Origin of the sequence: Bacillus cereus group sp. MYBKT14-1, from assembly GCF_051915185.1 — a bacterium.
Lineage (GTDB): Bacteria > Bacillota > Bacilli > Bacillales > Bacillaceae_G > Bacillus_A > Bacillus_A cereus.
This window is the reverse complement of the sequence record NZ_JBQAEF010000003.1, coordinates 126,860-150,691: the sequence shown is the minus strand read 5'-3', so window position 1 is coordinate 150,691 and position 23,832 is coordinate 126,860. Positions and strand designations below refer to the sequence as shown.

Genomic DNA, 23,832 nt, shown 5'->3' with positions numbered 1-23,832 from the left:
GCTTTTTATCTCCACATAACTTTAAGGCAAAAATAAGCCTTCACAAAGGGATACACTACATTGGTTAGTATGTATCGTAAAACTTACCTTTATAACCATTCTTTTTTACTAGATATACATGAAAACTATCTCACATATAAAGGTCTGATATCATTCTTTATATCAGTATTTTTTTCGACATTTTTTGTCGAATTGTGTATATTTCCATAGAACTGTGTAAATATACATTTTGTTTTACGTTAAACAATTTTACTTTGAACATAATCCTGTTTGTCTGAGAACGCGTATAGAAACGGAGGGATAGCAAAAATAAATAGCTTATAACAAATACTTTTAATATTCCATTTGTTCATGTGGAATAAGTCCCCAATGGACAAATGAATGTTCAGAGGAGGAAAAATGAAAAAACTTTTCAATGTATGTTTAATTGTATTCGTATTATTTTCGCAACTTGCTAGTTTTCCATACAATCAAGTAAAAGCGGAAACCTTAACAGGAGATTCCTTATTTGACACTGTTGAAATGAAAGATGCAACGAATCATATTATTGACGAAGCAAAAAATCCTAACAATTTAATAAAGATAGGATCAATCATTCAAGTAGAATACGCTTGGTCAATAAAGGATCAACAAGCTGCACACGCAAATGATACAGCAGTAGTTCAAATACCACTTGCATTAAAAGTATCTAAAGATTTGCAAGGAGATTTAGTAACAGATCAAAAAAATATTGGTCAATATTTTATAACAGCTAAAGATAATAAATTAAAATTAATATTTAATAATCAAGTAGAAAATTTGAAAGACGCTAAAGGAAAAATTAAAGTTGATACCGTGTTTAACTCAACTTTAAAAACTGGAGAAAAATCAGTTCAAATCGCTTTTCCTTTAGGAACAATGGTTCAGCCTATATCAGTTCCTGTTCAAGTAGAAAACTCTAAAGAAGATGGCACCAAACAGGATACTAATAAACAAGCGCAAGATCCAGTAGCTAAACCTGTTACTGACAATCCGGAGCAAGATCCAGCAACTAAACCTGTTACTGATAATCCGGAACAAAACCCAACAACTAAACCTGTTACTGATAATCCGGAACAAAACCCAACAACTAAAACTGTTACCGATAATCCGGAACAAAACCCAGCAGCTAAAACTGCCACTGATAATCCGGAACAAAACCCAGCAGCTAAAATTGCTACTGACAATCCAGAACAAAAGCTAGCAAGCGACCCTGCTGAGAATACAAATTCAGGTCCAAAGCAAATAACAACAAACATTTTAACCAGTGTAAAGTTGACGGATAAAGACGGAAAACCATTTACAGAGGATAACCGTCCAAGTACAGATTCCCCTGCCAATATTGAGTTTACATGGGAACTTTTAAAATCAATGAATGTGAAAAATGGAGATTACTATATTTTTGATCTTCCTAAACATTTTAAGATTTACAATACAATTAACAGTCCTTTATATGATAGTGAAAACCATCAAATTGGTAATTTTACTGTTACAAAAGATGGAAAAGTCACGATGACATTCAACGATTATGTTGAAGAGCATCCAGATGTTGCTGGTAACCTACAATTAAAGACAGAATTTAATAAAGCTGAAATTAAAGGTACAACAACACAAGAAATTCCTTTCCCGATTAAAGATAAGGATGTTTCTATTACAGTTGACTTTAAGCCTAATGTACAAACAGCTACGAATAAAAAGGGTTTACCTGATAGACCAATTAATACAAATGAAATTAATTGGAAAGTAGAGATGAACAAAACGAAAGACCCCCTTAAAAACGCTGTTTTTAAAGATAACATTCCACAAGGTACAAGCTTAAATAAAGATTCTATTAAAGTTTATTATTTAGAAGTTGATGTTAATGGGAATGTAACGCGTGGTGCAGAAGCTGAGCCAACAGATTACAATATTATTTCATCAGATGGCTCAAAATTGGAGATTGCTTTCAAAGATTCTATCAATAAAGCATATCAAATCGAATATGCCACAAAAATTACTGATGAAAATATTAAAAGTTTCCGAAATAACGTTACGATAACGAGTGATAATCAAAAGCAACAAAACGCAAGTTCTACTGTAACGGTTTCTCGTGGTACACACTTAAATAAAACAAGTAAATATGATCCAAAGACGCAAACAATTGAGTGGACAATTACTTACAATGGTGATCAAAGAGAGATCAAAAAAGCTGATGCGATTTTAAAAGATATTTTTGACGATACACACGAACTAGATGCAAATTCTATTGTTGTAAAAAACGCTTCATATAATGAAAAAGGAACGCTTGTAACAGGAGACGCTGTTAATAATTACACTGTAAATAACAAGAAGAATGGATTCGATTTACAGTTTAATGATGATATTAATAGTGCTTATGTGATTACCTATAAAACCAAGCCAACTAATAAAGTTATAGAAGATGGAAAAGTAAAAAATAAAGTTACAGCTGATAATGATTCAAGTAAAGAAAATGAAGCTAGCTTCAAGCAGCAAAATATTATTAAATCTAATAATAAAGCTGAAACAAATTATAAAGACAAAACAACAACTTGGACAATTATAGTAAATAATAACAACTATCCATTAAGCAACGCGATTATTACGGACACCTTTGATCATGGTGGATTACAATTAAAAGATAAGAAACTAGAAATTAAAGACGGAAATTATACCCTTCAAGCTGGGACTGACTATGTTTTAGATGTAACAGATAAAGGCTTCAAAATTACTCTTATAGGTACGTATCAGTCTAATATGACAAAGACATTAGTCGTAAAATATACGACAGACTTTGATTATACAAAGCTAGAAAGTGGTAAAACTTCATTTAAAAATACAGGTAACCTTTCTTGGATAGATACGGATTCTAATCCACAATCAAATAAAGTTGAAGCTAATTTCGATCCTGATACTTTCACAAAGGCAAATGGTTATAAATACGGTTCTTATAACGCCCAAACGAAGGAAATTACTTGGATAATAGGCTTTAACTATAATAATGTTGAGATTAAAGATCCTTATGTTATAGACGTAATACAAGATAAACAAAAATTAGTGCCTGGATCCATTGAAGTGCGCGATATGATTCTAAATGGAAATCCTGATAATGCACAACCTGGTAATGCTGTACCAACTGAGAAATATGAACTTGAAGAACCTACAGAGAAAAATAAAAACACCCTAAAGGTTCATTTCAAACAATCAATTAATTCACCTTACTATATTATCTTTAAAACAAGCCTTGATGGTGAACTTATCCAAGGCACCTACAAAAACGAGGCAGATTTAAAAGATGGCTCTAAAATCGTAAACACCCTTACAGGTGACACTCAAGTAAATAAAGGTGGCAGCTTCGTTACTAAAAAAGCTGTGCAAGACGACAACTATATTAATTGGAGTATCGCAATTAACGAAAGCCAATCAACCATTGCAGATGCCGTTGTAACAGATGATCCAACCGAAAATCAGGTAATTGTGGAAGATTCATTCCACTTATATCCTACAACTGTTGATCCATATGGAAATTTAACAAAAGATACAGTAAACGAATTAAAAGAAGGAACAGACTATAAACTCAAAATAACAACAGACAATAATACCGGAAAGCAACATTTCGAAATTGCCTTCTTGAAAAAAATTGATCGAGCTTATATTTTAGAATATCGCTCACTTATTAATGCAGACGATAAAGAAAAAGTAAGTAATAAAGCGAAAATCACAGGCAATAAGTTGACAGTTAAAAACACAGAAACTACTGAAACGATTGAAGTGAGAATGTCTTCTGGTTCAGGCGGAGGATCTGCTACTAAAGGCCGTGGAAACCTTGAAATTATAAAGGTAGATAACGACAATAAGAACGCACTATTAGCTGGGGCAGAATTTACTTTATACGATCGTACAGGTAAAACTGTTATCCGTAAAATTACAACAGACAAAGACGGTATCGCTAAATTTAATAATTTAAAACGCGATAAATATTTATTAAAAGAAACAAAGGCTCCTGAAGGCTATGTAATTAGCTGGGATTTAAAACAAGGGAAAATTGTTGAACTTGGTACACAAGAGACTACAACATATAAACTTGCAAATAAGAAGTTTGTCGGTAAAGTAGTTTTAACAAAGTCTGATGACCTGAATAAAAATGTCACACTGCAAGGTGCCGTTTTCACACTACTTGATAAAGACAAAAAAATAATTTCAGAACACGAAAAATTAACAACAAATAATCAAGGACAAATTACTGTAGATAATTTAAAACCAGGAACTTACTACTTACAAGAAACAACTGCTCCTGAGCATTATAAATTAGACAGTACACCTATACAATTCACAATCAAAGAAGATCAAACAACAGTAATAAACCGAACTGCAACAAACAGTTTGATTCCAGGATCGGCCATTTTAACAAAATTCGATAAAGATGGAAAAACTTTAGCAGGTGCGGAGTTCAGTGTACGCGATCGATATAACAAAGTAATTCGTGGATATGAAAAATTAACGACAAATGATCAAGGACAAATCGAAGCAAAAGATTTACGCCCTGGAGACTATCAATTTGTCGAAGAAAAAGCACCTAAAGATTACGACATAGATAAAAAACCAATTGAGTTTACAATTATAAAAAGTCAAAAGAAAGCACTTACTGTTACAGCGACAAATCACCTCATTAAAGGTGGTGTCACTTTAACGAAAGTCGATGATGTCGATGGCACTGCCCTTGAAGGTGCTGTATTTAAAATTGTCGATGCGAATGACGAGAAACAAGTAATTCGTGAAAATATAAAAACAGGTTCAGATGGAAAAGTTACCGTTAAAGATTTAGAGCCTGGTGCTTATAAATTTATCGAAACAGAAGCTCCTAAGGATTATATGTTAAGTACAAACCCTATCGAGTTTACAATTGATAAAAGCCAACAAGCTCTTGCTACTGTTACGGCAAATAACAGCTTAAAAACGGGCGAGGTTGAATTATTAAAAGTTGATGAGTTTGGTGAGAAAAAACCACTAGAAGGTGCTGTATTCAAACTTGTCGATACAAATAATAATGACGTTTCCCCTCACACTAACTTAACTACTGATAAACACGGTAAAGTTAAAGTTAGTAACCTACGTCCTGGTACGTATAAATTTATTGAAATAGCTGCTCCTGAACATTACGTTTTACGAGCAGAACCTATTGAATTTACAATCGATAGAAGTCAGAAAGAAACTCTACTTGTGAAAGCTGAAAATGCTTTAAAACCAGGAGATGTTGAATTAACAAAAGTTGATGATATCGATGGTACAGCTCTTGAAGGTGCTGTATTTAAAATTGTTGATGCAAATGATGAAAAGAAAGTTATTCGCGAAAATGTAAAAACTGGTGCGGATGGTAAAGCTATCGCTACTGGCTTACGCCCTGGCGATTATAAATTTATCGAAGTAACAGCACCGAAGTATTACGACAAAAATACAAAACCAATTAAATTTACGATTACAGAAAGTCAAACAACTCAGGCTACTGTTACCGCTAAAAACAGCTTAACAAAAGGCGGTATTGAGTTAACAAAAGTGAATGCTGCAGATGAAAAAGAAACACTTGAAGGTGCAGTATTTAAAATCGTTAATAGAGATACTAATGAAGATGTTCGTACGGACCTTGTTACGAATAGTAAAGGAATGCTAGTTGTAGATGACTTACGTCCTGGTAACTATAAGCTTATCGAAACAAAGGCTCCAACTTATTACGATGTAAATGTAGAACCAATTGAATTTACAATCGAAAAAGGACAACAAAAACTCCTTCCACTTACATTTAAAAATAGTTTAACGAAAGGAAAAGTTAAACTTATTAAAGAAGATGATGTGGAAAGTAGTAAAGCTCTTGCCGGCGCTGTATTCACATTGCAAGATGCAACTGGCAAAGAAATTATGAAAGATTTAACAACAGATGATTACGGAGTATTAGTTATTCCTGATTTAGCACCAGGGGATTATCAATTTATCGAAACAAAAGCCCCTGAACATTATAAATTAGACAAAACACCTATTAAGTTCACAATTAAAAAAGGTAGTAAGGAAGATCTTCCTATCCCTGTTACTGTAAAAAACAGTTTACTTACAGGTGGCGTCACTTTAACAAAAGTTGATGATGTTGATGGCACTATTCTTGAAGGTGCAGAATTTATAATCGTTGACGCTCATGATACTAAAAAGGTAATTCGCAAAGATTTAACGACTGATAAAAACGGTAAAATTTCTGCTTCTGATCTACGTCCTGGAGACTATCAATTTATTGAAGTAAAAGCTCCAAAAGACTATACCTTAAGCAAAGACCCTATTCCGTTCACTATCGAAAAAAGTCAAAAAGAGAATATTACTGTTACTGCTACTAACAGTTTAAAGAAAGGTGCAGTAACATTAACAAAAATTGACGACATCGATCGTACGATGCTCGAAGGTGCAATCTTTAAGATTGTTGATATGAATGGTAAGGAAGTTCATACGAATCTTGTTACAGATAAAAACGGTAAAATTTCTGTTTCTGATTTACGCCCTGGAGACTATCAGTTCATTGAAACAAAAGCTCCTGAGCACTATGTATTAGATGAAACAACGATTCCATTTACAATTGAAAGAAGTCAAACGAAAGAAATCAATGTTACAGGCAAAAATGCTTTGAAAAACGGTAGCGTTGAACTAACAAAGATTGACGATATTGATATAAATACAAAACTTGCTAACGCCGTATTTAATTTATTAGATGCAGACGGAGAGCTAGTTAAAGAAGGCTTAAAAACAAATGATGAAGGTAAAATTGTTGTTGAAAACCTACGTCCTGGTACGTATCAATTCGTTGAAACAATTGCTCCTGAACATTACGATTTAGATAAAAAACCTATCGTATTTACAATTAAAAAGAGCCAAACTGAAACTCTTCATGTCACTGCTACAAATGCTTTAACAAAGGGTGCAGTTAAACTTTCTAAAGTTGATGATGTTGATGGCACTGTTCTTAAAGATGCAGTATTTAAAATTGTTAATATGAATGGTGATGTAGTTCATAAAGACCTTGTTACAAATGAACAAGGAATAATCGAAATTAACGACCTACGTCCTGGTGATTACCAATTTATCGAAACGAAAGCTCCGAAGCATTACGTTTTAGATGAAACACCAATCAAATTCACTATTGAAAAAGGACAGAAGAAAGCTATTTCTTTAACTGCTACAAATAGCTTAAAACAAGGTAGTATCGAATTACTTAAAGTTGATGATTTAAACACTCAAACAAAACTTGCCGATGCGGTATTTAATTTACTAGATCAAGATGGCAAAGTACTTAAAACAGATTTAAAAACAAACAGTGAAGGTAAAATCGTTATCGAAAACTTACGTCCTGGTACGTACCAATTCGTTGAAATAACGGCTCCTGAACACTATGATTTAGACAAAAAACCAATTATATTTACAATTGAAAAAAGCCAAAAAGATATTGCTACCGTTACTATGAAAAATAGTTTAACAAAAGGCGGCGTGGAACTTTCTAAAGTGGATGACGTCGATGGCACTACTCTTGAAGGCGCAGTATTTAAAATTGTGGATATGAATGGTACTGTAATTCGCAAAAATCTTGTTACGAATCAACAAGGTAAAATTAGCGTTTCTGACCTACGTCCTGGTGATTATCAATTCATCGAGACAACGGCTCCGAAACACTACGATTTAAACAAAGAGCCAATTCCATTCACAATTACAAAGAGCCAAGTTGATCCTATCTCCGTTACAGCTACAAATAGCTTAACGAAAGGCGCTGTGGAACTTTCTAAAGTGGATGATGTAGATGGTACTGCTCTTAAAGATGCGGTATTTAAAATTACTGATCTGAATGGTAACGACATTCGTACTGAGCTTACAACAGATGTACACGGAAAAATTTCTGTTTCTGATTTACGTCCTGGGGACTATCAGTTTGTTGAAACGAAAGCTCCTGAACACTATAAATTAGATAGTACACCTATTAAGTTTACAATTAAGAAAAGCCAAAAAGAAAAACTCCAAGTTACTGCTACAAATAGCTTAACTGAAGGTGCTGTAGAATTAGTAAAAGTGGATGATATAAATCCAGATACAAAACTTTCTGATGCAGTGTTTAACATCATCGATGCGAAAGGTAAAATTGTTCGCACTGATTTAACTACTGATAAAGATGGTAAGATTACTGCTACGAACTTACGCCCAGGAGACTATCAATTCATTGAAACGAAAGCTCCGAAAGATTACGATTTAAATAAAACACCTATTAGCTTCACTATCGAAAGAAGTCAACTAACTCACGCTTCTGTTACTGCTAAGAATGGCCTAACAAAAGGTGGCGTGGAATTAACGAAAGTTGACTCTATAGATAAGAAAGAAATGCTAGAAGGTGCGGTATTTAAAATTACTGATCTGAACGGTAACGACATTCGTACGAATTTAGTTACCAATAAAGACGGAAAAATCATCGCTAAAGACTTACAACCAGGAGACTATCAATTTATTGAAACAAAAGCTCCTAAACATTACGACTTAAATGAAGAACCAATTAAGTTCACAATCGAAAGAAGTCAAACAAAGCATGTCTTCGTTACAGCTATTAATAGCTTAACGGAAGGTAGTGTTGAGTTAATTAAAGTTGATGATGCCAAGCAAAACACAACACTTGAAGGTGCAGTATTTAAAATTGTTAATAAGGATGGACACGATGTTCGTACCGATTTAACTACTGATAAAAACGGCCGTTTAGTTGTGGATGAATTACCGCCAGGAGACTATGAGTTTATCGAAACGAAAGCTCCTGAACACTATGACTTAAACAAAACACCTATTAAGTTCACAGTTAAAAAAGGACAAGAAAAAATCGCCTCTGTTACTGCTACTAACAGCTTAACTAAAGGCGCAGTTGAATTAACTAAAGTTGATGACATCGATGGTACTACTCTTGAAGGAGCAATCTTTAAAATTGTAGATCTGGACGGCAAGGATGTTCGTTCTGATTTAACTACTGATAAAGATGGGAAGATTTCTGTTTCTGATTTACGTCCGGGAGATTATCAGTTCATTGAAACGAAAGCTCCAACTGGCTATGATTTAAACATTAAACCAATTCCTTTCACAATTACGAAAGGACAATCTCAGATTACCTCTGTTACAGCTTTAAATAGTTTAACAACAGGTTCAATTGAGTTAACTAAAGTTGATATTGATCACCATGGAACACTTGAAGGTGCCATTTTCAATATTTTAGACCAAGATGGAAAAATCATCCGAGAAGGTTTAAAAACAGACCAACACGGAAAAATAATCGTAAATGATTTGAAACCTGGTAATTATCAATTAGTAGAAACACAGGCTCCTAAAGGCTATCAATTAGATGCATCACCAATAAACTTTACAATTGATAAAGCCCAAGCTACACCACTACAAATTACAGTTTCAAATAAAAAGATTGAATCTTCGTCAGGTGGAGATGACAAGCCAGTTACTCCTCCAAATAAAGAAGAGAACAAAGGCAATGAAACATCTGAGAAACACGAAAACGGAACTTCCGAAGAAACATCGAATAAAACAGATAACAAACAGCAAGATGATCGAAATACGGATAAACACCTTCCAAATACAGGTCATAAAGAAGACCCTACACAAACAGTAGGTATCCTTCTTCTACTAGCTGGATTATTAAGTATTTTGGCTACAAAACGCAAAAAAAATTATTAATAATTTTTTCACATCCAATCAATCTCTCAATTGATTGGATGTTTTTTTATACAAAAAGGACGATACATAAAGTATCGTCCTTTTAACGGGGTGAGGCTGCCCAAAAGTACGGAAAACCTTTGAACAGCCTCTTATTTTCATATGGATGCCTTACATATATCACTGATAATAATTATGAAATGCGGAAACATAATTACCATCAACTGATTCAAACATGAGAAATGAAACCCTACAGTGGTTCCATTTCTCTACATAATCTAAAGTTTGGGTACACTAGATTCATGCAATGTAGGAGCTTTCAGAGTAGAAAGCGAACCTTCGTTTAAAATGATAGCATACATATCTTCCTCAAAAATATGCAAATATGCATATATTGTTTTTATTTCTCAATGTCAGAATATTGAAAAATAAAAGACTCGAAGGTAAAATAAAGTCATTATCCGTCTTCTTTTGTCAGTCACAGAGAATAGAAGAATAGGAGAGGAAAAAATGAGAAAATCATTGAAACAAAAAATAGTAAGCTCTTTGCTTGCTGTATCACTCGCTGTTAGCTTAGCTCCAATTGGGCAAGCAAAAGCGGATTCCACGTCAGAGGTTACACAAACTCCATCTATTACAAAACAGATTGATCCAAACCGCGCGATTGAACATGTTCGTTTCTTATCTGAAACAATTGGTCCTCGCCCCGGTGGAACAAAATCCGAAGAATGGGCTTCTCGTTACATTGGTATGCATCTTAAATCAATGGGCTATGATGTAGAATATCAACCATTTCAGGTGCCCGATCAATACATTGGATTCATTGAATCACCACTATCAACAAAACGTAATTGGCAAGCTGGTGCTGCTCCTAATGCACTCATTTCTACAGAAGCTGTTACAGCTCCCCTTATCTTTGTTCAAGGTGGGACAAAATTAGAAGATATTCCAAATGAAGTAAACGGTAAAATTGTTTTATTTGAAAGAGGAACGACAGTTACAGACTATAATAAACAAGTTGAAAATGCTGTTAGCAAAGGTGCAAAAGGTGTTCTTTTATACAGTTTAATTGGCGGACGCGGAAATTATGGACAAACCTTCAATCCCCGCCTAACGAAAAAGCAGTCTATCCCTGTCTTTGGTCTTGCTTATGCGCAAGGAAATGCATTTAAAGAAGAAATCGCTAAAAAAGGGACAACAATTCTTTCCCTAAAAGCGAGACATGAATCTAAATTAACATCTCTAAATGTTATCGCCAAAAAGAAACCAAAAAAGAGTACAGGTAATGAGAAAGCAGTCGTTGTAAGCTCGCACTATGATAGTGTTGTCGGAGCACCTGGCGCAAATGATAATGCTTCTGGAACTGGATTAGTATTAGAACTAGCTCGTGCTTTTCAAAATGTAGAAACTGATAAAGAAATTCGCTTTATTACCTTTGGTTCTGAAGAAACTGGATTACTTGGTTCGGATTATTACGTGAATAGTCTATCCCAGAAAGAACGCGACCGTATTTTAGGTGTCTTTAACGCCGACATGGTTGCAACAAATTATGATAAAGCAAAGAATTTATACGCTATGACACCTGATGGCTCTACAAACTTTGTAACAGACGCTGCCTTGCAAGCAGGTAAACAACTAAATAATGACCTCGTCCTACAAGGTAAATTCGGTTCTAGTGATCATGTTCCATTTGCTGAAGCTGGTATTCCTGCTGCTCTATTCATTTGGATGGGTGTCGATAGTTGGAATCCATTAATCTATCATATTGAGAAGGTATACCATACACCTCAAGATAACGTATTAGAAAACATTTCACCTGAACGAATGAGAATGGCATTAGACGTTATCGGAACAGGAGTTTATAACTCGCTTCAAAAACCTGTTCCTCAAACTGAACAGAAAGCTGCTTAATCATTTAAAAGACCACTGATTTTATCGGTGGTCTTTTATTGAGAAAAAATATATATGCATAAAAGCATATTTTATCCTACCCATTATCGTATACAATATTAACTGTAACAACACCGATTACAACTAATAAGGAGGCTTTTTCTATTATGAAAAAAATGATTTTAGCAGGTGCATTAACTTTAGCAGGAATTACTGGAGCTACTGCGTTTATTCCTGAAACAAAAGTCGCTGCTGCCGCTCAAGAACAAAGCTTTACAAAATTTTATTCTTTGCAAACTGGAGGTAGTTCTGAACAAGAACCTATTTTCCTTCAAAAAGGACAAGAACTAACAATTCATCCTAACAGCAAAACTCCTAGTTACAGTGTTTATGACTCAAATCATAACCTAATTGGACGTTATTCTGATGGTTACGGCCGAATTTTCACTGCAAAAACAGATGGAAATATGTATGTTCAATTTCATGCACCTTACGTTTACTATAGTCCTGTTAGTTTTTCTGTTACTTATACTATTCAATAAAAAAGAGGTCCTTTATAGGGCCCCTTTTATTTCTCTTGCCAATTCACTTTTACGAATCCATCTTTCACTTTTAATCCGCTTATATTCAATACATACTCTTCATTTGCTTTTAAAGTAACTGTAAAACTACCTTTTTTCGATTCACAGATTTCCTTTAACTCTTTTATACCTTCTCCTCGTCTTTCATACACGCTAAAGCATAAGTTCCCTCGTTTTGCATCTGTCTCATAAGAAAATGTCACTTCTGTGTCCTTCTCATACTGAAGTTCAATATCTTTACCGGCAATATCCCATGATGAGAATTTCGCCTCGTAACTTGTCTCCCCTTGCTTCTCATTTTCTAAATATATATCTCCTGCTTTCCACGCGTCATTTAACGTTTGTGCAAAAGCAAAACCACTAAGTAATACAAACATTGTACTTGCCAATATCGCAACTAATGTTACTTTCTGTTTTTTAACGAAGTTCATCTTATATTCTCCTTCAACTTTCTTTTTACTTCTTCTTACCATATATAACAAAAAACCGATAAAAAATGGAAATATAACCGCTAAGACACTCCATCCTTTACTCATTTGATGTGCTTTAGCATCTGTATATACCCATGATGCAACACATATTAAAAGTGCTATAAAAGCTAAAAACATCGTCACTCCAGCTACTTCAAATAGTACAAACGGATTAGCGAACTCTTTCATGTAATTTATACTCCTTCTTTAAAAATGACTGTATTACAACATATATCGGAATGTATACATGCATCATAATCACAATGGCTATTAACATAGGAATTTTATAATCCAAATGAGTGACAAATTGTTCTATAACAATTGTTAACAAAACAATCCAAATGGTGTGAATACAAATCATCCATTTCCTCTCTAACTTCTGAGCCTTTCGCACGCCCTGCTTCGTGTTATTTATTAGCTCTTCGCTTGGAGTTATCTCTTCTGCTAAACTGCTCTTTATTTTCTGTTCAAATTTATCTTCCTTCATGAACGAACCCCTCCAAATGTTCTCGCATTTTCTTTTTCCCATAATTAAGCCGATACTTTACCGTACCAATCGGTGTATTTAATATTTCGCTCATTTCTTTATAAGAGTATTGTTCATAATAGTAGAGTACGAGCACGGTTTTATATTTTTCATTCAATAGCTGTATAAATTCCCGTATCATTTCCGCTTCCACTTTTTGAATAAATTCTTCTGATATATTCACATCATCTGCGAAATCTATTTCTCCACTATCCTCTTTATGAAACAAATCCAATATTCGATCTTTCCACCTTTTTTTCTTACGATAAAAATCATAAAACGTACGAACACAAATTGTAGTAATCCATTTTTTATAATTCTCCACGTAAGAAAGTTGGTGCCGCGATGAAAAAACTTTTATCCATGTCTCTTGAAAAATATCTTCCGCGTCTTCTTTCGTCTTTGCTAACTTATAGCATAAGGAATATATTTGCTTCTTATATATATCAATTAATTCTTCTACCTTTTCTTCCATCATAAGCCTCCTGTCATTTATATAAGACGACGCAAATTCCCTTTTTGTTTGATAAAATTTTATTTTTTTATTATCTCCACATAAAAAGGCAATCACAACATCGTGTGATTGCCTTTTATTTAAAAACGAAAGTCCGCTTCCGCTTTTCTTTATTGTCCAGCTTCAGCGGCTAGAATACTCGGTGGCTTCGCGCCTTCCTCCGAGGCAAAGTACGCCTCTCTGTCAGGAGCTCCATCCCCCTCCTATTCTAAACGAGCCGCTTCCGCTTTTCTTTATTACATTTTTTCTGGTGCAGATACTCCTACGATTGCTAATGCATTTTGAAGTGTAGTGCGTACTGCTTTCATTAACTCGTAACGAGCTTTACTTAATTCTAAATTATCTTGGTTTAATACTTTTTCTGCATTGTAGAAGCTGTGTAATGTTGCTGCTAATTCAAATGCATAGTTTGTAATACGGTGTGGTAGACGTTTTTGTGCTGCATCCGCAACTACCGCTGGGAATTCACCAAGTTTTTTCAGTAACTCTACTTCTTTTTCAGAAGTAACAAGTTTGTAGTTCACATCTCCGCCTGTAGCTAATCCTAATTCTTCACCTTGGCGAAGGATGCTGCATACGCGAGCGTGAGCGTATTGTGCATAGTATACTGGGTTTTCATTAGATTTTGATACAGCTAAGTCCATATCGAAGTCTAAATGAGAGTCACCGCTACGCATTGCGAAGAAGTAACGCATTGCGTCCACGCCTACTTCTTCCATAAGCTCACGAAGTGTAACTGCTTTACCCGTACGCTTACTCATTTTCATTTTTTCACCATTTTGATACAGTTGTACCATTTGGATGATTTCTACTTCAAGCGTGTCTTTATCGTAACCAAGTGCTTGAATAGCAGCTTTCATACGTGGAATATAACCGTGATGGTCAGCACCCCAAATGTTAATTAACTTATCGAAACCACGCTCTAATTTATCACGATGATACGCGATATCTGGCGTTAAGTATGTGTAAGAACCGTCATTTTTAATTAATACACGGTTTTTATCGTCACCGTAAGTCATTGAACGGAACCAAGTTGCACCGTCTTCTTCAAAGATCTCGTCGCGCTCTTTTAATACAGCAAGTGCTTGATCAATTTTCCCGTTTTTGTATAATGATGTTTCTGAGAACCATACATCAAATTTAACGCGGAAGCTTTCTAAGTCTTTTTGAAGTTTTGCTAATTCATATTTTAAACCGTACTCACGGTAGAATTCATAGCTTTCTTTTTCATCAGCTTTCGCATAACGATCACCGAATTCTTCTGCTAAACGTTTACCAATTCCAATGATATCCGCACCATGGTATCCGTCTTCTGGCATTTCTTTTTCTAAGCCTAAAGCTTGCATGTAACGAGCTTCAACAGAAAGAGCTAAGTTATGAATTTGGTTACCAGCGTCATTAATGTAGTACTCACGAGATACATCATAGCCTGCTTTTGCTAATAGGTTACATAAAGTGTCACCTACTGCCGCACCACGTGCATGTCCTAAGTGAAGGTCACCTGTTGGATTCGCAGATACGAACTCAACTTGTACTTTTTCACCTTTACCAGTATTCGTTTCACCGTAAGCTTCACCAGCGTTTACGATTGTTGGAATTAAATCTGTTAAGTAGCTATTATCCATATAGAAGTTAATAAAACCAGGACCAGCGATTTCGATTTTTTCAATAGAAGCTTTTGCTTTATCGAAGTTTGCAACTAGTTCTTCTGCAATCATACGAGGTGCTTTTTTCGCAACGCGTGCAAGTTGCATTGCCATATTTGTAGAGAAGTCACCATTTGTTTTATCTTTTGGAGATTCTAATACAACGTTTGGAATCTGTTCTTCTGTCGCTAATTCTGCCTTTAATACAGCAGCCTGAATTTCTTCTTTAATCAATCCTTTTACCTGTTCTAAGGAATTCATTATTTTGCCTCCTTCAAATTAATTGTAATAGTATATCTGCCAGCTTCTTGTTCACTTAGAAGCAATGCGTACGTTAAGAAGAGTTGTCCTTTTTTCTTTTCATCCGACCATTTAAAAAGAACGTTATCAGTCTTTGTTTGCAATGCAAACGTACCAAGTTCACTCGTATACGTACCAGTTGTCCATTCACCTTTCACATGCGTCTGACGCATAGAAACAGCACCTGAACGCATAATGAGAACTTGTTCATCTTGAATTTTAATAATTGTTTTCACTTCGCCTTGTTCGTTCGGCTCCTGGAATGTTACATATGTACCTTGACCTTTTACATAGTATTGACCATTTGCTTCAAAAGCAACGGTTTCCTTCCTCGCCCCTTCACGGATTTCTGTTACGAAATGAACGTGTACCGGCAAGCCTGCAAGTTGTTTCTCCACGTCTTGCACACCTTTCAAATGTTATAGATATTAAATACTACTTATAATAAATCACTTTTCCTATCATATCAAAAAAAGACTCTGTCTGTCTGCTGAAAAATCAGGAAAACTCCATTTCAAAAAATAATTCACTTCTACTTTATTTCATATGATAAAATATTTTTTAAATCTAAATATTCTTTCAATTAAAGAGGTGAATGTAGTGATACCAACAAAGTTAAAAAAGGGTGCTGAAATACGAGTGATTTCACCATCGTGTAGTTTAAGTATTGTCTCAAATGAAAATAGAAAACTTGCTATAAAAAGATTAACTGACATGGGCTTTCAAGTTACATTCTCAAAATATGCTGATGAGATAGATCGATTTGCTTCCTCCTCTATTTCTTCCCGCATTCAAGACCTCCATGAAGCATTTCGAGACTCTAATGTAAAAGCTATTTTAACTACACTTGGCGGATACAACTCAAATGGTTTATTGAAACATCTCGATTATGATTTAATTCGTGAAAACCCGAAATTTTTCTGTGGTTATTCTGATATTACTGCCTTAAATAATGCAATTTACGCAAAAACAGGGCTTGTTACATATTCAGGACCCCATTTCTCTTCGTTTGGAATGGAGAAAGGGCTCGGGTATACAACCGATTACTTTTTAAAGTGCTTAACTTCTAATGAGCCTATTGAAGTCCTTCCATCTGAAACATGGAGCGATGATTCTTGGTATATAGATCAGGAAAATCGAGAATTTATTAAAAATGAAGGATATGTTTCAATTCAAGAAGGAGAAGCTACGGGAGATATTATCGGTGGCAATATGAGCACATTTAACTTACTGCAAGGTACACCATATATGCCAAATTTAAAGGAGAAAATTTTATTTATTGAAGAAGATAGTTTAACTGGAACATCTACTCTTAAAACTTTTGATCGTTATTTACATTCCCTTATGCAGCAGCAAGGTTTTGAACACATAAAGGGAATCGTTATAGGAAAGATGCAAAAAGGTGCAGAATGTACGATAGAAGACATTCAAGAAATGATTGCTTCAAAACCTGAACTTGCACATATCCCTATCATTGCAAACGCAAGTTTCGGGCATACAACCCCGATTTTCACTTTTCCAATTGGTGGACATGCAAAAATTATTTCTCACAAAGAGAAGACATCTATCACTATTTTAACGTACTAAAAAAGGAGCGAATGAGTCGCTCCTTTTATGGTTTTTCTATTTTTTCCAACGCTTTTTGCGGAATGGATTCTTTCGGGATTTCAGCCCATCCTTTTCCTTGCATACCTTTTGCATAAATTTTTATAAACGCCCCCGTATGCAATTCACGGTTCATCATTCTTTTAATAACCTGTAACTTTCCATCTTCTGTATACCCTTTAAAAGTATACAAGTATTCTCCGTCTTTTTTCTCACCTTTATCTATAACCGCATAATAATCTTGTATTTCTTTATTTGAAAAGAAGTTGTCTACAAAAGCATGTACACCTTCTGTTTTTGTGTTCAAATAATACGCTGTTCCACCTAGAATAATGGCGAATACAGCTAAAACTTTAATTACCAATTTCATACATGAACCTCCTGTTTGCACTTCTTTCTCGCTAGTATTATATCTATACTTGTATTATACGGAAAAGAGCATACTATACTCTATCTAAAAGTCTTACACTTTCCTTACATTATTGTAAGGGATTTTTTCTTACAACCAGTTCCCAAGAAAAAATTTTTCCGTTTCATACACTTTTATATTATTATTGAATGATACGAATTTTTATTACAAAAATCAAAGGAGACAGTTTTCAAATGGCTATCTTGCAAGGTTTAGCACTATTACTTGTTGTACTTTGTCTATTTACACTTTTCAGTTACCGTGCGCCTTACGGAATGAAGGCGATGGGCGCTTTAGCTAATGCAGCAATTGCAAGTTTTCTTATTGAAGCATTTCACCGTTATATAGGTGGAGAAATGTTTCATAATGACTTTTTACAATCAGTAGGAGAAGCTTCCGGTAGTATGAGCGGTGTCGCAGCAGCGATTTTAGTCGCATTAGCAATCGGTGTTTCCCCCGTATATGCTGTTTTAATTGGTATCGCTACTAGTGGATTTGGTATTTTACCAGGATTTTTCGCTGGATACGTTTGTGCCTTCGTCGTGAAATTTCTCGAAAAGAAATTACCAGCTGGTGTGGAATTTTTAGCAATCCTATTTATCGCTGCACCAATCTCACGCGGAATGGCAATGCTTATGGATCCGCTCGTTAACGCCACACTTGGTAAAATCGGTTCTATGATTTCAGTTGCAACTACAGAAAGTCCTATCATTATGGGTATTATGCTTGGTGGATTAATAACAGTTATTTCTACCTCTCCACTGAGTTCTATGGCACTAACTGCAATGCTTGGATTAACAGGTTTACCAATGGCAATTGGTAGTCTGGCTGTAGCAGCTTCAGCCCCAATGAACTTTATTTTCTTTAAACGCTTAAAAATTTGTTCAAAGAAAGATACAATTGCTGTAGCAATCGAGCCTTTAACACAAGCCGATGTTGTTTCAGCAAATCCGATTCCAATTTATGCGACAAACTTCGTTGGCGGTGCACTTGCTGGTATTATTACCTCTCTGTTCCAGCTCGTTAATAATGCACCAGGAACAGCATCACCAATCCCAGGACTTCTTGTCTTATTCGGATTTAATGACGTTGTAAAAGTAACAATTGCTGCTATATTATGTGGGATCGTTACCACTATTGTCGGATACATCGGATCTATTGTGTTCCGTAAATATCCGATCCGCTCTGCTGATGAAATTCGCGGAGTTACTTCGGAAGAGAAGGTTGCATAAGAAAAAGAGCTATTCCCATCGTTTAGGAATAGCTCTTTTTTGTATCGCGTAACGGTAAATGAAATTATATCGGCGGTTTTTTAATATATGAGCGCAACTCGAATTATATCGGCGATTTTTTTAATATATCGGCGCAACTCGAATTATATCAGCGATTTTTTTAATATATCGACTTACCGACACATAACGAAAAAATAAGAGCCCTCTAATCATATAGAGGGCTTTTACTTTATCTAGCTGCAGCGGCTAGAATGATCGGTGGCTTCGCTTCTTCCTTCGAGGCAAAAAGCGCCTTTTGCAGGAAAGAACCTTATCCACCGAGCCTAAACAGTCGGCTTCACTTTTATTTCACCCAACCGAGCAGCATTTCCCGCACGAATTTGCTTGCTGCGACTGGTGTTTGATCACTATGGTCGTAGACTGGAGCTACTTCTACCAAGTCTGCTCCAACTACATTTATATTTGAATTTGCAATTGCTACGATGGAATCTAATAATTCTTTAGATGTGATACCGCCAGCTTCTAACGTTCCTGTTCCTGGAGCGTGAGCTGGGTCTAATACATCAATGTCGATTGTGACATAGACTGGGCGGCCAGCAAGTTTCGGTAATACTTCTTTTAACGGTTCTAATACGTCAAATTTGTATAAGTTCATACCTACTTCTTTCGCCCATTCAAATTCTTCCTTCATTCCAGAACGAATTCCGAAAGAATATACGTTTTCCGGACCAATTAAATCACACACTTTACGAATTGGTGTAGAGTGGGATAAAGGCTCCCCTTCATACGATTCACGTAAATCAGTATGAGCATCCATGTGGATGATTGCTAAATCCGGATATTTTTTTGCCATTGCCTTAAAAATTGGCCAAGACACTAGGTGCTCACCGCCGAGACCTAGTGGAAACTTATCGGCATCTAAAAGTTTTGATACATACTCTTCAATCATGTCTAAGCTGCGTTGTGCGTTTCCGAATGGTAATGGGATATCACCCGCATCAAAATATTTTACCTCTTCTAGTTCACGATCTAAATACGGACTATATTCTTCAAGACCGATTGATACTTCACGAATACGTGCAGGGCCAAAACGAGATCCCGGACGGTAACTTACTGTCCAATCCATAGGCATCCCATAAATAACTACCTTTGACTCTTCAAAACTTGGATGACTTTTAATAAATACTTTACCTGAATAAGCTTCATCAAAACGCATATTCTTTTCCTCCTTATGTGGAACTTAAGGTATCCCAACCTTTCACTATTTCTCAAATTTGGAGCAAATTGCTCCTCTTTCTCGATTTACCGGGTCTTCTTTTTAACAACAAGAAGACGATTTTCTTTACAGAAGTGTAAGTAGCTAGCATGTTCAAGTCTTCTGGACAAACACCTTAAATGAGCTACTTACACTTTATTTGTTTGATACAATTCTCTTACTTAATTAAATCGCCAACAAATTTCGGTAATGCGAATGCTGCATTGTGTAATTCTTTTGTGTAGTATTTCGTTTCGATTTCGTGGAAACGCTCTTCACTTACTTCTAATGGATCATGTTTTTTAGATCCAATTGTGAACGTCCAAAGACCACTTGGGTAAGTTGGAATGTTTGCTGTGTATAAACGAGTGATTGGGAAGATCTCTTTTACGTCTTTAAACACAGTTGTAATTAACTCTGGTGTGAACCAAGGGTTGTCCGTTTGTGCAACGAAAATACCATCTTCTTTTAACGCTTTTGAAATTCCAGCGTAGAAGCCTTTTGTAAATAGGTTTACTGCTGGTCCTACTGGCTCAGTAGAATCTACCATAATTACATCGTATTCATTTTCGCTTTCTGCGATATGTAGGAAACCGTCTCCTACTTTTACTTCTACACGCTCATTATCTAATGCGCCTGCAATTGATGGTAAGTATTGTTTAGAGTACTCAATTACTTTTCCATCGATTTCAACAAGAGTTGCTTTCTTTACACTTGGGTGTTTTAACACTTCACGAATAACACCACCATCACCGCCACCAACAACTAATACGTTTTCAGGGTTTGGATGTGTAAATAAAGGTACGTGCGCTACCATTTCGTGATAAACGAACTCGTCCTTTTCTGTTGTCATAACCATGCCATCTAAAATAAGCATGTTTCCGAACTCTTCCGTTTCAACCATATCAAGTTTTTGGAATTCTGTTTGCTCCGTATGTAATGTGCGGTTAATACGCGCCGTAATCCCAAAATGTTTTGTTTGTTTTTCAGTGAACCATAGTTCCATCGTACAATCACGCCTTTCAATGCAAATTTATAATAGGGACATCATTAATGTCCCCTAACAAAAATAAAACAAAACATCCAAAATGTATAGTTAAAAGTACAAAAATACCGAAAATATATTTTAGTCAGAGGGTTCTAACATATGTGCGGAAAGGGTTTGCACCGTAAAAGGAAAGAAAACCCTTTCTTAAGAAAGGGCTTTTGTCTCTATTTCTACTGGTTTACGAATTGGAATTAGGATCATAATACAACCAACTAACACCACAATTCCACCTACTAAAAACGGACTTTGTGGTGAAACAGTATGACCGATAATTCCTGATAAAATCGGAGCAATCGCACCACCTAACCAACGAACAAAGTTATAAACACCTGACGTAACAGATCTTTCATAAGGTGAAATATCCATTACATAACTTGTGTATAATGCATTGTTTAAGCCAGACGCCAATCCTGATAAAACGATAAGAGTAATTTGTAACCACATAATTTTCACAAAGAATAGTGCAATTAAGAAAATCGCAAATACGAGTAAACTACCCTTCAATAATGTTTTTGGTTCATATTTCCCTTCTAGCTTATGTGCTAAAATTGCAGAACCGTAAGCTAACGCGAGTCCCCATCCGCAAAATACAAAGCCTAATTGAATAGCTGATAAATGCATAATAAGTGGTGAATATGCTAACACGACAAAAAATCCGTAGTAGTATAGCATCCCTGAAATGGCACCTTGCATAAATGGTTTATACTTCACCAAGTTAAGTAATTCCCCTACGCCAGCAGCCTTACGCTTCACTTTTCGTTCTGGTTCTTTTACAAAAAAGAATACTAAAATAAATGCTAAGAAAATTAAAATACTCGTCGCGAAAAACGGATAACGCCAAGAATGACCACCTAATATCCCGCCTAATAACGGTCCGCCAGCCATACCTAAGCCGATAGCTGCTTCGTATAATCCTACTGCTTCATGAACTTCTTTACTTAATGCAATCAATAAAGTCATCGCCGTCGCGAAGAACATCGCATTCCCTAATCCCCATCCAGCGCGGAAAAGAGATAATTGAGCAATCGTTTGTGACATACCACATATAAACGCAAATACAGTCACAATCGCAAGACCGATTGTCATCATCCGTTTATCACCAAATCTCGATGCAAATATACCAGCTGGTAACATCATAATTGCCATCGTTAAAATATAAGCGGTAAATAACATTTCAACTTGCCAATGCGATGCACCAATTTTCTCTGCAATAATCGGCAAAATTGGGTCGACTACTCCTATACCCGAAAAGGCAAGGAAGGTAGCCACCACTGTAATCAATCTCCCTAGTTTTTGTTTGCTCTCCATTTTGATTACTCTCCTTTTGTGCTCTCTAAAAATGTTACTGCACGATGTAAACTATCTTCTAGTTCTGCCTTTACACGTTGCATTTGCTCCATTTTTTCGTCTAACGTTTGCACTTGTTTTTCAAGCATATCTTTAATTTCTTGAATCACTTCACGATCACGAGGATTTTCGCTATTTCTTCTTTGCTCCATTCTTTCTTTTAGTGATAAGAAATGCTGCATTTCTTGAAGTGTGATTCCTAGCACTTCTTTCGCTTCTACAATTCTTTTAATTCTGGCAATATCCTCATCCGTATACAGACGGATATTTCCCTCACTACGTTCTGGGGGATGAATTAAACCAATTTCCTCATAATAACGAAGTGTACGTTTTGTTAAACCGACTTGCTTTGTTACTTCATCAATTTTATACATGTTTATTCCTCCCTTCACTTGATTATTACATTTTACGTTAACGTTAACTTTCCTGCAACTGTTAGACTTTTGTAAATGTTTGTCATATTCAATTGTATTTTCCCTAAAGCAGTTTCATAATAAAAGAAAAGAGATAATAAGGAGAATTTCACATGAGTAAACCACTTATTTTCGCTCACCGCGGAGTAAAAGGAACACATCCCGAAAATACGATGATTGCCTTCCAAGAAGCAGAACGCATTGGTGCTCACGGAATTGAACTCGATGTCCACTTATCAAAAGATGGTGAACTTGTCGTAATTCACGATGAAACCGTCGATCGTACAACAAATGGCGTTGGACTTGTTTCTGAAAAAACGGTAGAGGAACTACAATTATTGGACGCTGGTAGCTATAAAGACCCTTCTTTCCATGAAGCAAAAATCCCAACGTTGCGTGAGGTTTTCATTTGGCTTTCCACAACGAACTTACAACTAAATATTGAATTAAAGACAGATGTTATTCATTACCCAAATATTGAGGAAAAAGCTGTTGCACTTGTGCGTGAATATCATCTTTCTAATCAAATTGTATTTTCATCATTTAACCATGACTCTGTTTCATTATTAGCAGAAATTGCTCCTGAAATCCCAAGAGCAATTTTATATGATACACCACTTACTGATCCAATTTCCGAAGCAAAACATAGAGAAGCAAGTGGATTACATCCAAACTTCCAGTTATTAACGAAAGAATTTGTGCAGTTAGCACAAGAGCAAGGATATGTTTTCCGTCCATATACAATTAACGAATACAAAGATTTACAAACTATGATTGATTATGGTGTAGATGTCATCATTACCGATTGGCCAGCACGTGCCTTTGAGCTCCTTTCTTAATGGAAGGAGCTTTTTATTTTCGAAA

At 35.5% G+C, this 23,832-nt stretch carries 16 protein-coding genes; 6 read left to right on the top strand and 10 right to left on the bottom strand.

What is annotated here, in order from left to right; genetic code table 11:
• Positions 1–399 precede the first annotated feature (399 nt).
• The 3 genes from ACTFO4_RS10705 to ACTFO4_RS10695 all read left to right on the top strand — a co-directional run bounded on the left by ACTFO4_RS10705 (position 400) and on the right by ACTFO4_RS10695 (position 12,164).
• On the top strand, positions 400–9,753 hold the full coding sequence (locus tag ACTFO4_RS10705; RefSeq protein ID WP_440013640.1) for a SpaA isopeptide-forming pilin-related protein: 9,354 nt from the start codon (positions 400–402) through the stop codon (positions 9,751–9,753).
• 489 nt (positions 9,754–10,242) lie between these two features.
• Positions 10,243–11,643 carry a M28 family metallopeptidase gene (locus tag ACTFO4_RS10700; protein ID WP_440013638.1) on the top strand — a complete coding sequence of 467 codons (1,401 nt, stop codon included), beginning with the start codon at positions 10,243–10,245 and terminating at the stop codon, positions 11,641–11,643.
• A 146-nt stretch (positions 11,644–11,789) separates the two neighbouring features.
• A complete protein-coding gene (locus tag ACTFO4_RS10695) occupies positions 11,790–12,164 on the top strand; it encodes a hypothetical protein (protein WP_000738221.1) in 375 nt (124 codons plus the stop codon).
• 26 nt (positions 12,165–12,190) lie between these two features.
• On the opposite strand, the gene ACTFO4_RS10690 is transcribed toward ACTFO4_RS10695, so the two are convergent.
• The 5 genes from ACTFO4_RS10690 to ACTFO4_RS10670 form a co-directional block, all read right to left on the bottom strand.
• The gene (locus ACTFO4_RS10690; RefSeq protein WP_242259359.1) at positions 12,191–12,862 is read right to left on the bottom strand and encodes an anti-sigma factor; all 672 of its coding nucleotides are present in this window, start codon (positions 12,860–12,862) and stop codon (positions 12,191–12,193) included.
• Positions 12,846–13,160 carry a hypothetical protein gene (locus ACTFO4_RS10685; RefSeq protein WP_000656685.1) on the bottom strand — a complete coding sequence of 105 codons (315 nt, stop codon included), beginning with the start codon at positions 13,158–13,160 and terminating at the stop codon, positions 12,846–12,848. The genes ACTFO4_RS10690 and ACTFO4_RS10685 overlap by 17 nt, the downstream gene beginning before the upstream one ends.
• Positions 13,147–13,674 (bottom strand): RNA polymerase sigma factor, encoded by a 528-nt coding sequence (locus ACTFO4_RS10680; protein WP_242259360.1) that lies wholly within the window; start codon positions 13,672–13,674, stop codon positions 13,147–13,149. Before ACTFO4_RS10680 ends, ACTFO4_RS10685 begins: the two co-directional genes overlap by 14 nt.
• 275 nt (positions 13,675–13,949) lie before the next feature.
• Complete coding sequence (gene argS / locus ACTFO4_RS10675; protein ID WP_001086454.1) at positions 13,950–15,620, bottom strand: arginine--tRNA ligase; 1,671 nt, start codon at positions 15,618–15,620, stop codon at positions 13,950–13,952.
• Positions 15,620–16,057 (bottom strand): DUF1934 domain-containing protein, encoded by a 438-nt coding sequence (locus tag ACTFO4_RS10670; protein WP_000414867.1) that lies wholly within the window; start codon positions 16,055–16,057, stop codon positions 15,620–15,622. Before ACTFO4_RS10670 ends, argS begins: the two co-directional genes overlap by 1 nt.
• 148 nt (positions 16,058–16,205) lie before the next feature.
• On the opposite strand from ACTFO4_RS10670, the gene ACTFO4_RS10665 reads away from it, so the two are divergent.
• Complete coding sequence (locus tag ACTFO4_RS10665) at positions 16,206–17,246, top strand: S66 family peptidase (RefSeq protein ID WP_243820880.1); 1,041 nt, start codon at positions 16,206–16,208, stop codon at positions 17,244–17,246.
• 25 nt (positions 17,247–17,271) lie between these two features.
• On the opposite strand, the gene ACTFO4_RS10660 is transcribed toward ACTFO4_RS10665, so the two are convergent.
• On the bottom strand, positions 17,272–17,634 hold the full coding sequence (locus tag ACTFO4_RS10660; protein WP_000779921.1) for a YxeA family protein: 363 nt from the start codon (positions 17,632–17,634) through the stop codon (positions 17,272–17,274).
• Between the two features lie 233 nt (positions 17,635–17,867).
• Between ACTFO4_RS10660 and ACTFO4_RS10655 the strand changes: the two genes are divergently transcribed.
• Entirely contained in the window at positions 17,868–18,905 is a 1,038-nt protein-coding gene (locus tag ACTFO4_RS10655) for a PTS sugar transporter subunit IIC (RefSeq protein WP_000996319.1), read from the top strand.
• A gap of 343 nt (positions 18,906–19,248) precedes the next feature.
• Here ACTFO4_RS10655 and speB read toward each other — a convergent pair whose 3' ends face one another.
• From speB to ACTFO4_RS10635, 4 genes are all read right to left on the bottom strand, one after another.
• Complete coding sequence (gene speB, locus ACTFO4_RS10650; protein WP_001209831.1) at positions 19,249–20,121, bottom strand: agmatinase; 873 nt, start codon at positions 20,119–20,121, stop codon at positions 19,249–19,251.
• A gap of 217 nt (positions 20,122–20,338) precedes the next feature.
• On the bottom strand, positions 20,339–21,166 hold the full coding sequence (gene speE / locus ACTFO4_RS10645) for a polyamine aminopropyltransferase (protein ID WP_000424696.1): 828 nt from the start codon (positions 21,164–21,166) through the stop codon (positions 20,339–20,341).
• Between the two features lie 186 nt (positions 21,167–21,352).
• Positions 21,353–22,516 (bottom strand): MFS transporter, encoded by a 1,164-nt coding sequence (locus ACTFO4_RS10640; protein WP_000444228.1) that lies wholly within the window; start codon positions 22,514–22,516, stop codon positions 21,353–21,355.
• A gap of 5 nt (positions 22,517–22,521) precedes the next feature.
• The gene (locus ACTFO4_RS10635; protein ID WP_000276560.1) at positions 22,522–22,929 is read right to left on the bottom strand and encodes a MerR family transcriptional regulator; all 408 of its coding nucleotides are present in this window, start codon (positions 22,927–22,929) and stop codon (positions 22,522–22,524) included.
• Between the two features lie 152 nt (positions 22,930–23,081).
• Here ACTFO4_RS10635 and ACTFO4_RS10630 point away from each other — a divergent pair, with 152 nt between their 5' ends.
• A complete protein-coding gene (locus tag ACTFO4_RS10630) occupies positions 23,082–23,807 on the top strand; it encodes a glycerophosphodiester phosphodiesterase (RefSeq protein WP_000042779.1) in 726 nt (241 codons plus the stop codon).
• Positions 23,808–23,832 lie beyond the last annotated feature (25 nt).

What these genes read in the sequence shown, in the direction of transcription:
- ACTFO4_RS10695 (WP_000738221.1), top strand. Translation starts at nt 11,790, where the DNA reads ATGAAAAAAATGATTTTAGCAGGTGCATTAACTTTAGCAGGAATTACT.
- speE (WP_000424696.1), bottom strand. Translation starts at nt 21,166, where the DNA reads ATGGAACTATGGTTCACTGAAAAACAAACAAAACATTTTGGGATTACG.
- ACTFO4_RS10680 (WP_242259360.1), bottom strand. Translation starts at nt 13,674, where the DNA reads ATGGAAGAAAAGGTAGAAGAATTAATTGATATATATAAGAAGCAAATA.
- ACTFO4_RS10655 (WP_000996319.1), top strand. Translation starts at nt 17,868, where the DNA reads ATGGCTATCTTGCAAGGTTTAGCACTATTACTTGTTGTACTTTGTCTA.
- ACTFO4_RS10690 (WP_242259359.1), bottom strand. Translation starts at nt 12,862, where the DNA reads ATGAAAGAGTTCGCTAATCCGTTTGTACTATTTGAAGTAGCTGGAGTG.
- argS (WP_001086454.1), bottom strand. Translation starts at nt 15,620, where the DNA reads ATGAATTCCTTAGAACAGGTAAAAGGATTGATTAAAGAAGAAATTCAG.
- ACTFO4_RS10665 (WP_243820880.1), top strand. Translation starts at nt 16,206, where the DNA reads ATGATAAAATATTTTTTAAATCTAAATATTCTTTCAATTAAAGAGGTG.
- ACTFO4_RS10640 (WP_000444228.1), bottom strand. Translation starts at nt 22,516, where the DNA reads ATGGAGAGCAAACAAAAACTAGGGAGATTGATTACAGTGGTGGCTACC.
- ACTFO4_RS10685 (WP_000656685.1), bottom strand. Translation starts at nt 13,160, where the DNA reads ATGAAGGAAGATAAATTTGAACAGAAAATAAAGAGCAGTTTAGCAGAA.
- ACTFO4_RS10635 (WP_000276560.1), bottom strand. Translation starts at nt 22,929, where the DNA reads ATGTATAAAATTGATGAAGTAACAAAGCAAGTCGGTTTAACAAAACGT.
- speB (WP_001209831.1), bottom strand. Translation starts at nt 20,121, where the DNA reads ATGCGTTTTGATGAAGCTTATTCAGGTAAAGTATTTATTAAAAGTCAT.
- ACTFO4_RS10705 (WP_440013640.1), top strand. Translation starts at nt 400, where the DNA reads ATGAAAAAACTTTTCAATGTATGTTTAATTGTATTCGTATTATTTTCG.
- ACTFO4_RS10660 (WP_000779921.1), bottom strand. Translation starts at nt 17,634, where the DNA reads ATGAAATTGGTAATTAAAGTTTTAGCTGTATTCGCCATTATTCTAGGT.
- ACTFO4_RS10700 (WP_440013638.1), top strand. Translation starts at nt 10,243, where the DNA reads ATGAGAAAATCATTGAAACAAAAAATAGTAAGCTCTTTGCTTGCTGTA.
- ACTFO4_RS10630 (WP_000042779.1), top strand. Translation starts at nt 23,082, where the DNA reads ATGAGTAAACCACTTATTTTCGCTCACCGCGGAGTAAAAGGAACACAT.